14 protein-coding genes and 1 pseudogene are annotated in these 16,216 nt (G+C 41.1%); 5 read left to right on the forward strand and 10 right to left on the reverse strand.

Going from position 1 to position 16,216, the window contains the following annotated elements; translation table 11 throughout:
- The first annotated feature begins 53 nt into the window (after positions 1–53).
- Together J2W55_RS07090 and J2W55_RS07095 are read left to right on the forward strand one after the other, a co-directional pair.
- Positions 54–860: a helix-turn-helix domain-containing protein gene (locus J2W55_RS07090; RefSeq protein ID WP_310093571.1), complete on the forward strand. Its 807-nt coding sequence runs from the start codon at positions 54–56 to the stop codon at positions 858–860.
- Positions 861–1,062: 202 nt separating this feature from the next.
- A complete protein-coding gene (locus tag J2W55_RS07095) occupies positions 1,063–1,476 on the forward strand; it encodes a nuclear transport factor 2 family protein (protein WP_310093573.1) in 414 nt (137 codons plus the stop codon).
- Positions 1,477–1,557: 81 nt separating this feature from the next.
- Here the strand turns inward: J2W55_RS07095 and J2W55_RS07100 are convergent.
- The 6 genes and pseudogenes from J2W55_RS07100 to J2W55_RS07125 all read right to left on the reverse strand — a co-directional run.
- Positions 1,558–2,466, reverse strand: a pseudogene (locus J2W55_RS07100) (FecR family protein); the annotation flags it as partial.
- 301 nt (positions 2,467–2,767) lie between these two features.
- Positions 2,768–3,457, reverse strand: a complete 690-nt coding sequence (locus J2W55_RS07105; RefSeq protein ID WP_310093578.1) for an ArsR/SmtB family transcription factor — start codon at positions 3,455–3,457, stop codon at positions 2,768–2,770.
- A gap of 19 nt (positions 3,458–3,476) precedes the next feature.
- Complete coding sequence (locus tag J2W55_RS07110) at positions 3,477–3,947, reverse strand: DinB family protein (RefSeq protein WP_310093580.1); 471 nt, start codon at positions 3,945–3,947, stop codon at positions 3,477–3,479.
- 142 nt (positions 3,948–4,089) lie between these two features.
- Positions 4,090–6,123: a kojibiose hydrolase gene (locus J2W55_RS07115; protein WP_310093583.1), complete on the reverse strand. Its 2,034-nt coding sequence runs from the start codon at positions 6,121–6,123 to the stop codon at positions 4,090–4,092.
- A 39-nt stretch (positions 6,124–6,162) separates the two neighbouring features.
- Positions 6,163–7,776, reverse strand: a complete 1,614-nt coding sequence (susR, locus tag J2W55_RS07120) for a SusR family glycan utilization regulator (RefSeq protein ID WP_310093586.1) — start codon at positions 7,774–7,776, stop codon at positions 6,163–6,165.
- A 75-nt stretch (positions 7,777–7,851) separates the two neighbouring features.
- Positions 7,852–8,082 carry a hypothetical protein gene (locus tag J2W55_RS07125; protein ID WP_310093588.1) on the reverse strand — a complete coding sequence of 77 codons (231 nt, stop codon included), beginning with the start codon at positions 8,080–8,082 and terminating at the stop codon, positions 7,852–7,854.
- A 246-nt stretch (positions 8,083–8,328) separates the two neighbouring features.
- On the opposite strand from J2W55_RS07125, the gene J2W55_RS07130 reads away from it, so the two are divergent.
- Positions 8,329–8,811, forward strand: coding sequence for a YybH family protein (locus tag J2W55_RS07130; protein ID WP_310093590.1), 483 nt, complete (start codon positions 8,329–8,331; stop codon positions 8,809–8,811).
- A 29-nt stretch (positions 8,812–8,840) separates the two neighbouring features.
- Here J2W55_RS07130 and J2W55_RS07135 read toward each other — a convergent pair whose 3' ends face one another.
- From J2W55_RS07135 to J2W55_RS07145, 3 genes are all read right to left on the reverse strand, one after another.
- Complete coding sequence (locus tag J2W55_RS07135) at positions 8,841–9,509, reverse strand: helix-turn-helix domain-containing protein (RefSeq protein ID WP_310093592.1); 669 nt, start codon at positions 9,507–9,509, stop codon at positions 8,841–8,843.
- A gap of 92 nt (positions 9,510–9,601) precedes the next feature.
- Positions 9,602–11,050, reverse strand: coding sequence for a beta-helix domain-containing protein (locus J2W55_RS07140; protein ID WP_310093594.1), 1,449 nt, complete (start codon positions 11,048–11,050; stop codon positions 9,602–9,604).
- A gap of 68 nt (positions 11,051–11,118) precedes the next feature.
- The gene (locus J2W55_RS07145) at positions 11,119–13,887 is read right to left on the reverse strand and encodes a TonB-dependent receptor (RefSeq protein ID WP_310093597.1); all 2,769 of its coding nucleotides are present in this window, start codon (positions 13,885–13,887) and stop codon (positions 11,119–11,121) included.
- Between the two features lie 199 nt (positions 13,888–14,086).
- On the opposite strand from J2W55_RS07145, the gene J2W55_RS07150 reads away from it, so the two are divergent.
- A complete protein-coding gene (locus J2W55_RS07150) occupies positions 14,087–14,413 on the forward strand; it encodes an ArsR/SmtB family transcription factor (RefSeq protein ID WP_310093600.1) in 327 nt (108 codons plus the stop codon).
- 30 nt (positions 14,414–14,443) lie between these two features.
- On the opposite strand, the gene J2W55_RS07155 is transcribed toward J2W55_RS07150, so the two are convergent.
- Positions 14,444–15,649 (reverse strand): hypothetical protein, encoded by a 1,206-nt coding sequence (locus tag J2W55_RS07155; protein ID WP_310093602.1) that lies wholly within the window; start codon positions 15,647–15,649, stop codon positions 14,444–14,446.
- 154 nt (positions 15,650–15,803) lie between these two features.
- On the opposite strand from J2W55_RS07155, the gene J2W55_RS07160 reads away from it, so the two are divergent.
- Positions 15,804–16,196, forward strand: coding sequence for a hypothetical protein (locus J2W55_RS07160; RefSeq protein WP_310093604.1), 393 nt, complete (start codon positions 15,804–15,806; stop codon positions 16,194–16,196).
- The last annotated feature ends 20 nt before the right edge of the window (positions 16,197–16,216 follow it).

A 16,216-nucleotide genomic window follows, 5' to 3' on the forward strand; every position in this document is an offset into this window, starting at 1 on the left:
CAATATAAATTTGCGCGATAATGCTGCCCGGCTTTTCTTAAATTTGATCAAATATGCTTACAGAGAATAAATTAAGCCCGCAATCAGAAATACATTACTCCTGTTACTATACCCGGAGCTGCGGTGGCGAACAGTTTATTCCGGAGCATGCCTTTAGCTTTCAAATATCCGGAAACCTTACGCTTACCGGTACAGACAACGTATATACGTTCAGTCCGGGCGATTTTAGGTTAAGCCGGAGAAATCAACTGGTTAAATTTTTGAAAGAGCCCCCTCCCGGCGGCGAATTTAAATCGATATCAGTATTTCTTGATCAGCAAACGCTCCGTAATTTCAGTATGGAATATGGGTACAAAGCCCAGAATAAATATGAAGGGGACAGCATTATTACCCTCGCGCCCAACCCGCTGTACGAGAGCTATATTCATTCACTGCAGCCTTATGAGCATATGCAGCAATCCGGCAACAAAAATTTACTGTCGTTAAAATTGCGCGAGGCTATCCTGGTGTTGTTACAGGGCAACCCCGAATTAAAAGATGTATTGTTTGATTTTAGCGAACCCGGCAAAATTGACCTGGAAGGCTTTATGAACAAAAATTTCCACTTTAACGTACAGTTAAAGCGATTTGCTTACCTAAGCGGGCGCAGCCTGGCCACCTTTAAACGCGATTTTGAAAAAATATTTCATATGACGCCCAATCGCTGGCTGCAGCAAAGGCGGCTGCAGGAGGCGCATTATCAAATAAAGGAACAAGGTAAAGCGCCATCAGATGTTTACCTGGAACTGGGTTTCCAGGACCTTTCGCATTTTTCTTTTGCGTTTAAAAAAACTTTTGGAGTAGCTCCATCAAGGATTTGATCAGTGGAGAGGCTGTTACTTTTTATGGTCACAAAAGTAAAAAGACCAAAGTAGCGGGGATAATGACACCAATAAAAACGAACAACAAATACGCTCCAATTTTTTAAGAAGGCTTTGCGACATGTTTTCAATGATATATACCACACAATCATTGAATGATACCACGCGTCCTACCACTGAGCTGTTTATATTTGTTCTTATTATGGAACAGAAACTCCCTTTACCACCGTTCAATTTTGAAACGGCCACCCAAAAAGTACAATTGGCAGAAGACGCCTGGAACAGCAAAGACCCGGAAAGAGTAGCTTTGGCTTACACCGTTGACAGTGAATGGCGCAATCGCTCACAGTTTATAAACGGCAGGGCCGAAATTGTAAAATTCCTCACCGCAAAATGGCAAAAAGAACTCGACTATAAGCTAAAAAAAGAGCTTTGGGCATTTACAGATAATAAAATAGCTGTACGCTTTGAGTATGAATATCATGATGCAAGCGGGCAATGGTACCGGGCATATGGCAATGAAAACTGGGATTTTAATGAGCACGGCCTCATGCAGCGCAGGTTTGCCAGCATCAATGATGTGCTTATTAACGAGGAAGACCGCAGGTTACAATAAAGACCTATAACCTGTTCTATAAATAAAGATCTTACCATTCTGTTTGCGCCAGTGCGCATTCAGGATATTACACAGAATGCCCAGGTTATTATCCAACTGCCCGTTCCTTAAGGTTATGGTTAGTGGTTGATTGGCCAGTTGGTTATCGGTAACTATTATATCAATGCCGTAAGCCTCGTTCAGCGCTTGTACTATGCGCCAAAGGGGAGTGTTGTCGGCAACAAATAGTTGCGTACGGTAATAAGCATATAGTTTATCTGTATTCCGCGCTTTTTTTAGCATGCCGCTTTTATAATTTATATCTATTTTTTCTCCTGACTGCAGTTTAATGGTTTCTCCGCGCCATGTTGCTTCAAGCACGCCGGCCTCAGCGATTATTTCTGTTGTTCCATCTTTGTTTTTAATATTGAAAGATGTACCCGTTACCTTAACAAAAACATCATTTACCCTCACCAAAAAGGGTTTATTATCATCGGCTATATTAAAAAATGCTTCACCCTTTTTTAATTTCACCTCACGGGTTTTGCCAGAAAACTCCCCTGGGAAGCATAAAACGGCGTTTTTATTAAGTGTGACTACAGAGCCATCTGTCAGGGTATCAACACATACCCCGTTAACGGCATACAGTTTATGCATCGTTATCCTGCGCGGGTGATATAAACTGTACAACAATGCGCCTATACCAAACATGAGCAGCCATAAAGCCACAATATGGATCCTTTGCTTTTGCTGATATAGCGGTCGTCTTATGGCTTGGGGCCGGTTACTCCTTTCTATTATTTCTTTAAACTCTTCCCAGGCCCCGTTAACATTTATACTGCTTTCAACCCTTAAGAGAGTGCTAATCTGCCATATCAGTTTAATATGGGTAAAACATTTAAGGTTATAAGCATTGGCAGCAATCCATTTGTCAATAGCCTCCATATCAGCAAGTTTAGCCTCGCCAAGCATATATTTCGCCAACATCGCGTTCATCGTTCTCATCCTCATAATTTATAAACCCTGGCTTATCAACCAGGTGATCATCGGTAAATGATCAACCAGCTTAAGTCGCAGTAACCCCAATGCCCTGGTTATTTGCAGCGCTGTTATCTTTATAATAATATCCGGGTTTGTCATTTCGTGTTATCTAATTTTCACTAAAACACGTCGCCGCGCACTTACCCTTATCCGCAGGCGAAATTTATTTACATGAAAATTTGATTGGAAATGTTGGAATGCAAAAAAGTATGCATTACACCATCAAAAGCAGCTAAAAAAGCGTTAAAATGTGCGCAAACGGAGCTACTATTTAGCCTTTTATATCAATATTTAACACTTTTTTTAATGATATTTCACCATTCGAAGTGATAAGGAGATTTCTTTTCTGGTACACTTTTCTAAACCAGCCCTCCTTCAAAAAATGCTGCAGCAGCGCGGCCCCAAGACTCCCGGCGAGGTGCGGAGTTTTCTCTGTCCAGTCGATACACTTTAGGGCCAGCGGCCTTTTGGCTTTTTTTAATTGCTCCGTATCTATACCAAGTTCCCTGAACCAGTTTGCCCCGGCGGGCGTAACCATAAATTCTTTTATATGATCAGGATGATCCGCTATAAATCCCTTTTTCAGCAGAGCTTCTGTTACTGATACACCAGCCTGGCCGGCCAAATGATCATAGCAGCTTCTGGCTGTCCTTACCTCTCGCTGGCTACGGTTAAGTTCGTTAGGTAGCGAAAAAATGCCGGCCAGGGTTTCAACGGCCACAGCTATCTCTGGTTTGGCATATACAAAATATTTATGCTTCCCCTGTTTGTGCACGCTAAGTATGCCTGCCTGCACCAGCTTTTTGAGGTGACTGCTTGCCGATTGTGGTGTAATATTAGCCGCAATGGCCAGTTCGCCTGCTGTTACCGGTTTACCGTCAAACAGTTCCCATATTATTGCCGCCCGGGCGGGTTCACCAAACAGGGCAGCTGCTTGTTTAAAATTACTGAGGCTGGTCATATCACGTTTTAACAATTCATCAATCCCAAATTTTCGGTCGGTCAATGTCTAAATTACGCAAATATGATAACAACTGACCGGCATGTACAGCTTCGTGATAGGCAACTCTGAGCAAGTAATCGCCCAGCTTTCGCCTTTGATTTAAAGCCGGTCTGATGATCTCGATCTCTTCAAGCTCGTTATCTGAAAAGCTGTTGACCATTTGCATAAACGCCGATTGATAAGGCAGGCTAAACCATATTTCCTGTTGTATACTTACATAAGGCTGGTCATGCCATGGCGTAGGCCCGTTATTCTTATCGCCGCGGTTTTTAATGATCTGCTGATAAATATATTGACTTTCCAGTACATGCCTAACCATTTCAATACAAGTCATAGCACCCGCATCGGGCTTCCAGTGGCATCTATCCTCCGGTATCCCAAGCCATAGTTTCATGCTTCTACGCCTTATTTCGTTAAAATTCAGACTAATTATTTCCCTGGCATCCATATCAAGTATATTTCCTGCAATTATACCAACGATAATTAGTTTACATTTCGGTTTGCATTTAACTGTGTTATAAATTAAAAAAGGCCTGGCTATAATAACCAGGCCTTTTTTGATATGAAGTTTAAGTTCCCCCTGTCAGGACCTATTTAACAACATACGTTTTTTTCGCGGGCCCTGCGCCGGTTATGGTCAGTGATTTCCAGTTGCCGGGCAATTTACTTTTTACCTGCACAATGCCTTCAGGCGTAATGTCCAGTCCGCCAAATCCCATGAGTACACTTTGTATGATGCCGCCCGCGCCGGTAGCAAAATAAGGGTTGGTTCCGTCTTTAGTTTCGGCAATAACCCGGAAAGGCGGCAGCAGGTTTGGCTCATAGGCGTCTTTAAAAAAATGGTAAGCCTTATCGCCATTACCCAACCGGGCATATAATAACGTAAATATGCCCTGCGTCATAGCGGGGGTGCCCTCATTGGGTACCCTGGTTTCATAATATTCCAGGTCTTTTTTTATCTGGGCCGGGTCGGTTATTGTTTTAAGCGGATAGGCCAGCAGGTTTACATCAGCCTGTTTAATGCCTTCTCCTTTATAGGTGGCAAACTCTTTGGTTACTCCATCCGGAAATTTAAGTATCGGAATATTCTGCTCTACCTGCTGCCAGTCGGGATCTGCGGTAAGGCCCAATATTTTAGCAGCGCTGATGGCACTTTGCAGATTGGCCCTGGCCGCAGCATTGGTAAAAGCGTTATTGTCCACATTTTCGGCCCATTCATCTGCGGCTACCACATCCTTAATATCATAATGGCCATCGCCGTTACGTTCTACGCGGCTTGCCCAAAAATCGGCCGTGGCCGAAAGTATGGGCCAGCCTTTTTCAAGCAGCCATTGTTTATCTTGTGTAACGCAGTAATAGTTCCAGGCCGCCAAAGCAACATCGGCGGTTATATGGTGCTCAAACGGGCCACTTAGCGCCCAAACCGGTGTTTCCTCTACCCCGCTGTCTGCGCTTTCCCAGGGAAACATCGCTCCTTTGTACCCGTGCGAAAACGCGTTCTGTTTTGCGGCCGCCAGGCGCTGAAAACGATACTCCACCAGCGATTTTGCAATTTCGGGGTGCATCACCAGCAAGGCTGGGTACATCCATAAATCGGCATCCCAAAAAACGTGGCCGTTGTAACCTAAACCAGATAACCCCATTGGCGATGGCGAATAAGCCGCACCCGCCCTTGAAAATGAATACAAGTGGTACAACATGCTATGCACATCCTGTTGCGCCTGTGCGTCGCCTTCAATTTTTATATCGCTTTTCCACAACTCGTCCCAGGCCTGGTTATGGTACTGTACCAACCGTTCCCTGCCTTCCAGCTTTGCAAACATGGTGAGGCGCTCGGCCTGGTTCAATGGGTCGGCATCATGGGCCGAGGTAATGGACGAACCCGCCACCGCATATTGATAGGTTTGCCCCGCCGATACGGATTTGCTGAACTTCATGAGGTGCATATTATTATCCCACATTTCGTGAATTACCCTGGGCTCCTTTCCATGCTCCTCATTAAACAAAAAAGTATTTGAGGCACAAAGCTGCAGTTTCCCGGTGGGGCTTTTAGCGGTTGATGTTAACAGGCTTATGGTAACGTGCGGCCTGTCAATCTCATTATAATAATTTTGCACATCCTTTAACGCATCCGGGGCTTCCATTACACTTGCGGCAGTAATACTGATGCTTTTTTTTGCAGTGATACTAATGTCCATTAAAACGGTAAAAGGCAGTTGTCTTAGTGAGTAATAGGTATATTTTACGGATGCCGCATCGGCATAATCAAAAGTGGTGGTAAAGGCTGCATGCTGCATATCCAGCTCCTGTTTAAAGTTGCTGATATTTTTGGCTTCAATACGTTTGCCGTTTATCTCCAGGTACATGCTAAGCAGGTTAAAGCTGTTTAAAAAATTGCTAACCCGCCCGCGGCCATACAGGTCATACGCCCCGGCAAGCACCACATTCTTCACCTTAAACGGCTCAGGCGACGACACAATACCGATCATGCCATTGGCTACCGTAACGCCGTAGTAAGCGGCCGGATCAATTTTGTCGGCTTTTATTTTCCATGAGTCCTGTGCCAGTAAACTTATACCGCCCCGGCAGCATAAGCAAATCAACAATAGGAATATTTTTTTCATATCATTTATTTACTTAAAATGTGTTGTTAGTCCCCGTTTTTATTGAGCGTCAACGGCTTTTATCGACATTATTTTTTGGTCAAACTGATCGCCCGGTAATATTGATTTGGCCTTGATGCGCATCTTGTATACATATATGGTATTTACCGAATATTCAAGGATGGTGGCAATGGTTTCGTTATCGCTTATGCCCATGCGTATCAGGGCGAATATCCGCAGATCGGTATTTAACACCTCGTTATCTTTAGGCCATATCTGGTCTTCGGGCTTAAACAATGAATTAAAAACCGTGATAAAATTGGGGAATATTTTAAGGAAGATATGATCAAAGGTGTAAAATAAAAGGTCGCGCTCCTTTTTAATATTTATTTCGTTTATAGCCAATTGTATGTCTTCATATTTCTTTACCGCAAGCTTGCGGTCAATATTACGTTTCAGCTTTTCGAGCTTTAAGATATAGCCCGATATCACGTTAAAAAAATACCCGATATACTCCTCTTTAATGCGCGTGTCTTCAACCAGTTTATTATTGATATGTTCCAGCTGGATATTTTTTTCTTCGATGATCTTTTCTTTGGCTTTTAACCGTTTGAGCTGATTAAATATGATAAACGAGATCATGAGCACCAGTAACGAAACAACGCCTATGGTTAAAAGGTACATCAGGAATTTATTCTTTTCCTTCTCCATCAGGTTCAGCCTTTGTGCCGCCACTACCGGTAATATGGTACCTATTTTAATTTTACGGAGCCTGGCACCATAATATTCGGCATCATTCATGGCCTGGTCAATAAAAATGTAGGCGTCTGTTATATTACCATTCCTGTAAAACAGCTCGCCCAATTCAAAACTGGCCAGGGTTTCTTTGGTAGATGAGCGGATATCATTAATTACACCTGTAATAAGCAGGTTGGTACGTTCTTCTAACTGCGACTGATCTGTATAAAACCAGCTAAGGCCGGTGGCTATCATAGCCCGCTGATGCTGGCTTAACTTAAACTCGTTAAATAAGCGAAGATAAAATTCAGATGGCTTTTGGGTATCGCCTATCCGTACCTGTTTATCGCCCTGCTGCCGTAACCACTCATATGATCCCGGTTTGGACAGGGCAATGGTTGAATCCATGTATTTAATTGATTCGGCATTATTATACTGGGTGTAATAAACATTGTTATCATAATCTGCCAGATCGGAGTGCGCCCTGGCTTTGAGCGAGTAGTACTGAATTTTTGATTCCGTATCCAACAGGCGTTCATCAATGCCTTTAAAGCAATCAAATGTTTCTTTGAACATACCAGCCGACAGCAGTATAAAGCCTAATTTTATTTTACAATCATTTTGTTTTGCAGCATCCTTTAATATACTGCTGATGTTCTGCATTTTATTGATATACACATAAGCCGAATCAAACTGGTAAACCTTGTATTCTTCATATATAGCATTGCAGAGCCCATAACGTGCATTGTAATTTGCAGACGGCGTTCTTAACAGCTCGGTTTTTATTTTTTTTATACGTGCTTCTTTTTGGGCATCATACATCTTTTTTTTTGCCAGCTCGGTCTTTAATTCGGCAAGCAGGCTGTCTGTTTTTGAAGATGCAAAAGCTGTAGATCCAAAAATCACAAAAAAGAAAATCGGTATATAAAATTTCATAGTATAGTTAACTTATAATTGCTGCTAAATTCATAGCTTGAAAGTTACTTAAGGTAATGTATTTAGGGGGAGATACTATAACTGCTTAACCTGATATTTGTTAAGCGGGTTAAACACTATTTTATTGGTCGGCCCGAAGCTATTCCGGAGCGCTCCCTCTCTCCCGCCGGTTTTAGCTTTAGTATTCAATGCGTTATATTTTCCCGTTAGCTTACCCAGGCATGCGGCCCGGGATGCGGTTAAACTTTGAAAATAAGCGGATAAAAAAACAAATAACAGTACTAATGTTAAGAGTGATTTTCTCATGTGTCAGTTTAATAATGGAAACATGAAGGTAAAGAAAAAGCTTAAAATATAGTTCTGTTTTGTACAATTTCCGGATGGTAAATGAGATTACTTTTGAATATAATAATTTAATCAGGTTATCAGAATCATGTTTAAATTTATAAATGATCATCATTTTAACCAATATGGACAGGATACTTCCCGGCCCGGCGGAATGACAGCATTGGTTATTTTTTAAACATGTTCTTAATTTATTAATTCAAAAAAATGAAAAGGAACAAATTTTTAAGTGTAGCGCCGTTAGTGGTTATGTTTATGATGTATTATAATCAGGGGTATGTAAAACCACCTGTCAAATCAAAGCTAACCGAGGCAAAAAAAGCTATCGCCAGGAGCAACAGCATCTATTTTCAAGCCTTTGTTAAAAATGATCCATCGATATTTATTAACAGGTATGCCGACGATTGCATGATTATGCCGCCTGATATGCAACCCTTACGCGGAGCCGCGGGAGCACGGGAATTTTTTAAGATCGCGTATACCAGGTTTGGCCTCAGGGATGGAAAATTTATTACCACAGCGGTTTACGGAGATGGAGATAACTTTGTAACCGAAGAAGGTTTATGGCAATCATTCAACGCGCAGCATATGCTGGTTGACGATGGAAAATTCCTGGTACTATGGAAAAAGACGCCAAAAGGCTGGAAAATGTTCAGAGATTCGTTTAGCAGCAACCGCAGCAAAAAATAATTACAGGCTGAGCTTTGCGGGGCAAATGCTTAATGAGGCGCGGTTAAATAATTTACCTTGGCAATTGCGCTTTCAAGTACTATGCTTTTAAAGCCGCTTTTTTCAACAAGGTCAACTATGCGGTAACTGTAATACTCTTTGGTTAAACTATTAATATCAATGTAAAGCACCTTTGATAGGGCTTTCAATTTTTCGGCATTCAGGTTTTTCTTGCCGCATTCAATCCGGCTTAGCTCGGCCCGGTCAATTTTTATTTTACCGGCGAGCTCTTCCTGCGATATATGCAGATCAACACGGTGTTTTTTTATAAACATTCCAAAACTGGAGTATTTAACCGGGTCTGTTGCGCCGGCATCGGTTTGCTTATCAGGCACTGCGGGAAAATAATCTGACCCTAAATTGTTAAATAAGGCTGAAAATTTTATCAGTATCTCATCAAACACATTGCTGTTAATGCTGTAGGTGATATTCCCTTTGGTACCATTTATTTTAATAATACCTAACGATTTTAACTCGGCCAGGTGTTTTAAAATGTTTTCCATTTCAAACGGCACGTTGCATATATCTTTTTTACTGATCAAGTTGCCGTTTTCAATAATTGTTCTGATAATATAAACCCTCACAGGCAATGCCAGTAACCTGGCAAACTGGGCCAATTCGTTATCGATCTCACTAAATTTGGTGTTGGTAGATGGCATAAAATGATCTCGCAGGTAGCTTAATTGGTTATAACGTAATAAAAAAGGGCCCCTCAAGGTATATTGAGGCGCCCTTTGCTTTATTTGTATGCTTATTTTTTAACAGCGCCCGGTGTAGTATAAGGCATTGTTTGCGGGTCAAAATTAGCCCAGCCAGCGGTCCAGTCAGTTGTACCGAAAGCACCTTTGTAGGCAACTTTTTCAAAGAAAGTATCACTTACTTTTGCATCAGTGAATAAAGCACCGGCAGCAGCAATTGAGCCTGCTTTTACAGTAAAGTCGGGAGTACCGGCGTTAGCAAAGTCAGATGAGAATTTGAATGGTGAATTAACAACCAAATCGGCATATTTAGTAGCGTCAAATACGTTATCTGCTCTAAGCTTGGCTTCAATCAGTAATTTGTTAGCTGGTGTTGAAGCTTTAATTTCATTACCTTTTAAGTTGCTGCCTAAAACGATGTTGTTTTTAAACACCAGGCGGCCTTCGGTAAAGTTTGTTGTGGTTGAGTTTGCAGTAGTTACTTTTGAATCGTCAATGTAAATACCTTCAACATAACCTGCAAATACAGAGTTTAAAATGCTTAAAGCAGAATTACGGCGAATTTGAGCGGCATGCTGATAGTTGGCGTTAACGTTAGTTTCGCCATCTTTGGTGATAGGGCCTAACAGGGTCATGTTTGAGAAAACAGCCGATGTTTGAGGTGTTTTATCAGACCCGTTACCGTCATTATCTGACTCAAAGCTGTTTGAACCTGAGTTATCCGCAATGCTTTTAAAGCGCTGGCTTAAACCAAACTGAACTTTACCTGCAAAGCCAAAATCGGTATCAAAGTCATCATCAAGGCTGCCCATGGCAATAAGGTGTTTACATTGAACTGTACCGCCAAACCACTCAAAAGCGTCATCGCCAGAACGGTAAACCTGTACATAATCAATAGTTGTTCCTTTACCAACACCACCCAGGGTAAGGCCGTTAATTTCGTTATCAGGTGAAAAAGGAATACCTGCATATTCAATACGCACATATTTTAAAGTACCTGAGTTGTCGTTAACATCGGTACCGCCATACTGAATGTATTTAGCAGGATCGCCTTTGGCATCCAAACCACCTTCAATACCTACGTTGTCTCCCTGGTTAACCGGGGCTTTTCCTAACAGGATGATGCCACCCCAATCTCCATTTGTTCTTGCACCTGCTTCAAATGCCGATGTAAATACGATAGGTTTATCAGCAGTACCCTCAGCCATGATTTTTGCACCGCGGGTAATAGTTAAAGTACCTTTGGTGGCTTTGTCGCCTTTAATTAAAGTTCCGGGCTCAATAGTAAGCGTAGCGCCGTTTGTTACATAAACAAAGCCTTTTAATAAATAAATTTTATCGGCTTTCCAGGTAGTATTGCTTGCAATATCACCGGTTACGGTAACCGTGTTGCTGGTCTTGGTAGTATCTTTAACCGGCGGGTCAATAGTCGCCGATTTTTTGCTACATGCAGCTGAGAAAAGAGCTACAACCAGCGCTAAAAATAATCCTTGTTTTTTCATGATCTTCTTTTTGGGTTCGATTAAATCTGTATTGTTAATTTAGTTATGAGATTTCTTTATTGCTCGTATTAAAAATTGTAACTGAAGGTTAGGGCATAGGTAGATCCCGGTTTATACTTTTTGAAGGTGTTACCTGTGCCGCCTTTAGGGTTTTTATCGAGCTCATAGTAAAAGTTATAGTTCTGATTAAACAGGTCGTTACCGTTTAATTTAATCTCTCCTTTGTTTTTGAGTACTTTGTAGCCAATCTGGAAATCAAGTACATTTCTTGGGGCTTCATACACGCTCGGAAAATTTGACCCTCCGGCATAAAAAATGCGTTTGCCTAAACGGTTGTATAGTATGTTAAGCGATAAGGCGTTGTTAAAGGCATTATGTTGAAAACCGGCATTGATAACATAAGGTGACTGCCCTACCAACGACCTTGAGGGTTCGAGCAGATTAGGGTTAGCAGGATTTTGAACACGGGATTTGGTTAGCGCCAGGTTGGCGTAAAGCGTACTATTCTTAAAAAATCCGGCATCATCAATAAAATCAAGCGTTTTGCGGGCTTCCATTTCGGCACCATAAACGTAGGCCGATTTTGCATTGAAATAGGATATGGTAGTTGATGAGTTTACGTCATCAATACTCGGCTCAATGGCGTTATAAAACTTTTTATAGAAAACTGATACGGAGAATATCTGACCGGCAGAAGGATAAAACTCATATCTTAGGTCGGCATTGTCAATAGCTGTTCTTTTTAAATTTGAATTACCTTCCTGAGTAGCCAACAGCTCATAGTCATAGTAAGAAAAAGGTGCAAGTTCCCTAAACTCCGGACGTGCCAGGGTGCGATAGTAAGACGCCCTTAAATTTGCTTTAGTTGTTAAGCTATAGGTAATGTTTACTGATGGCAGGAAATCGGTATTATTTAATTCGGCCCGTGGCTGTGGCTGATCAGGATCCAGGGTGTTTAATTTCAGATCAAATTTTTCAACCCTTACGCCATAAACTACTCTTAATTTCTCGCTTAGCTTATTATCAAGCATTGCATAAGCCGCATTGGTATAGCTGTGCGCATTATAGTTATCATTAGGGGCCGATATTTCATCAAGCTCAAATGCTCCTGAGTTAATGGCATTCGGGCCGAAAAGCGTTTGTATCGGTCTTTCCCTGATATCACTTGTACCATCTTTTATAATTACTCCCAGGAAGCGGGCGTTAAAATCACGTTTACGATATTGAGAAGCAATGCCGACCTTTAAATTACTGGTTTGATTAAATAATTTAACAGGCAACTTGAAGTCAACTTTGCCCGAATAAATATTCTCATTCAAATCTGAAAAGAAACGGGCATTTTCTTTACCTAAGTTGGTTATGCTTGCCACATAAGCACCACCAGCATTTGGCTGTACGTAGTTTATTTTTCTTTGATCGGGCTGATTATTTAAAATATTGCTGTAGCCCAGGCTCCAGTCTATTTTGGCATTTGACGCTCCAAGCTTATGATCACCATCCAATGTGGTTTTAAACAACGCTTTTTGCGTTAAATCAAAGGCGTAAAACCTGTTGTCATTGGCACCGTTTGAATTGTTTGTACCTGTACGATAGGTAAAAATGTCGTCGAAAGTACGATTGTAAAGATTTTTGAGGGTTATTTTGTTATTACCAAAGCTGTAGGCAAAATTTGCCAGCGCTCCAACATTTGTAGAAAACTTGTACTGATCTTCTTTAAAATCAAAGTTATTATATTGCCTGATCAAGCCAGGGGTTGTAGTTTCGGCATTACGGTAAGTTAAAGCTATGGTGGTACCGAAACGATTTTTGTTTTTGCCTATTTCCTGTACGTTACCAAGGGTAAACTGATAGCTTTGCCCTAAAAACGCTTTTTTGTTATAGATGTTAAAATCATTATTAAGCGAGTTGATAGATTGTATATTTTGCTGGTTGGTTAACCTTGGCGGGCCAATTACCTGCTTTGTGGTTGGGAAATTATCAACCAGTTCTCTTGCACCACCATCAAAACCAAAGTAATCACTTGTATTGCGGTAACCGCTTTGGAAATTTTTAAAGGTACTTTGCGTGTTATAACTGTAACCGGCTCCCAGACTAACGAAGTTTTGATCGGGTATGTCTTTAGTTAGTACTTGTATATTACCGCCTGCAAAATCGGCAGCGATGTCTGGAGTGGCCGTTTTGCTGATAACGATATTCTCGATCAGGTTGGCCGGAACGATATCAAATGAAAACGCTTTACGATTTGGCTCCGTACTTGGCAGTGGAGTACCGTCAAGTGAGGCGCTGTTATAACGGTCGCTAAGACCACGTACTACCACAAATTTATTATCCTGAATAGTAGTACCGCTAACTCTTTTTAAAACATCACTTGTGCTTCTGTCTGGTGATTTTTTAATCAGCTCAGAAGAAATACCGTCAGATATGGACACGCTGTTTTTTTGAATTGCGTATAATGAAGCTACAGATGCCTGGCGATAGGTTGCTCTCACCACCACCTCTTTTAAAGCAGTTGTTGTTGCTTCGGACAGGGCAATGTCAAGGTTAGTTACCGCTCCGGCTTTAACTTCAATATCAGAGATAGACTTGCTTTGATAACCGATGTACTTAACAATTACTACATATTTGCCCGGTTTAAGATCGGCCAATATGTAACGTCCGTCAACATTGGCAGCAGCACCTTTTGCAGAGCCTTCAATGCCTACTGTTGCGCCTATTAAAGTTTCACTTGTTTTTTGATCGATGATTTTACCAGCAATTTTACCTGTGTTTTGAGCGAAGGCGCTTAAGGTAATTGTGGTTAAAAGTAAAAATAGGGGTAATGATTTTAATTTGAACATAACGTTTAATGATGGGGCAAAGCTATCCCGGGCACATTAAATCATTGTTAACCAAAGATTATCAAATCGAATATTTTGAATATTAGATTTGATGTATCGCAAATGGTGCTCACCGCTTCAATATGAAGATTAAATGAAGTTGATTTTTACATCGGCACCAACATAAACCTGCAGTTATATATTTGTACCAATATTTAAAATGGCTAATCATAAAAAGGCTGAATTTACATTGACCGACCAGGAAATATCACTGGTTGCCAGGGCGCTTTCGCACCCTGCCCGCATTGCAATTATGCGCATACTGGCAGAGCATAAGCGTTTTACCTGCGGCGAAATTGTAGAAATATTGCCGTTGGCCCAACCAACGGTATCGCATCATTTAAAGGAATTGCTCGACGCTGACCTGATCATGGTGAGCATTGACGGGAAAAGGTCATTATATGATGTAAACTGGAAAAAGTGGAACAAGTACACCACTGAGCTTGACCAGCTGCTCCTGACGGTAAACCAAGCCTTAAATTTATAATATGAATCTGTTATGCTTATGCCCGGCCGCCTAATTTACTTTTGGGGTATATTCATACACAACCTGGTAAGGCTCCTTTTTATGTGAATCTGAAATTTGCCCTATGCGCAGGTCACTCAGCTGCGGAGTAGGTTCACAAAATGAATATGCCCGGCCTTTGTAAATTATCGGGCTGCCAATAACTTTATCAAACTGAACAGCCATGGTAATATGTGTCGGGTACAAAACCGCTATCATAGGCAAATTGTATATTTCCTTTACCAGGTAAAAAAACAGCGCGGCCCTGTCATCACAATCACTATAGCTGGCAAATAATGTTTCTTCGGGGCTCAATCGCTTTTCTTTCCCATAGTTTAAATCGTCGTTCTCATATAAAAAGGCATAGCGGGTAAAATGCATTAAATAATCAACCCCCTTGATGGTGCTCATTTTGCTTATATTTTTCTTAAGCAGGGGAATAAGCGACCCATAGGTTTCCTTGCTCAGCGGGATGTTAAAATAAGACTCAAAATCAACCCCGGGGTAATTTTTAAATATGGTTTCAACCTGCGGATTGAGCTTAATTTTAAAATAGTATGCTTTATGCTTGTAGTTAAATTGCAGCTCTTTTTCAAAATACTCGGCAGGTGTAAAGTCGGGCATTTTGGTCACCTTATATGAAAATGATCTTGTGGCTTCGGGTATGGTAATATTTACGGGCGATATGGGTTCTTTTTCTAAATCGGTGCTTGGATAGTCATGAATGTTCAGGCACATGTACTTTTTGCCATCAACCATATAAAAAGGGATGTCTGAGATATCCTCATCGTTATAAACATAAAAGATGATCTTATCCTTAGTAAGGGCCAGCCGTGCATCATATCCTGATCTTGAAAGTAAAAACCATTTATACAGGGTATAATTTCCATAATTCAATTCTTTCGGACTTATCTGCTGCGCCGTTTTGCGGATCAGCTGGTAATACAGCCAATCATCAAGCTGATGTTGTTCTTTATAATTTAAAAGCGACGTAATAAGCGGCTGACTTACGCCTGTTTTTACGCGGTCATAAAAGGCATCAATGTCGGCTGCGGAAAGTTTTAAGGGGGTGGTGATCAGGATGGAGGTATCAACTTCGGCATTAAACGTACCGGAATAAAATTCAAAACATATCCTTTTGGTCTTTTCCTGGCCATAAAGATTCATTTCGCTCAAAATAAGCAAAACAATACTTAATGTTTTGATATACCTGCCCATTAGGAAATAATTGGTATTTAAATATACTTAATAAATATGAAAGCACTGCAATATTGTAAAAATTAGTTAACGCCATTTTAACAAATAATAAACACTCCCATAATGTTCACAACGTAAATTTGTTACTATTGTTTAAGCCCCTGTACAATAGCAAATGAGTTTAAAAACAGCAAACGGAAAGATATTACCTTTATTTATAGCTGTATTATATTTTGCTTTTTCATGCTGCTATGTTACCAGGTGCCCCGGCATTTACTACTCCGATAACAATTCAGGGTACCTTGTTTTGCATAAGGAGAATATCAAGCCTTATAGGGTTACAGCTACCCGGCTTACAGACAGCAAACCGGTGCCGGCAATTATTTTATTGCGGCCAAGAGTAATATTTGCTAAAAATCCCGTATCGTTTGCCGCACCTTTTGTAAGGTTTGCTAAATTGCCCGCATTGGCGGTGGTAAATGAAACTGCTGCAAACAGTTTTTTTCTCAATCATAAAGCTTACCATCCGGCTAATTTCCTGGCCACTATCCACAGCTGGAAAATTTGATGTCTTTAACGGCGTATTGA

The sequence above is a fragment of the Mucilaginibacter pocheonensis genome, assembly GCF_031456535.1.
Lineage (GTDB): Bacteria > Bacteroidota > Bacteroidia > Sphingobacteriales > Sphingobacteriaceae > Mucilaginibacter > Mucilaginibacter pocheonensis.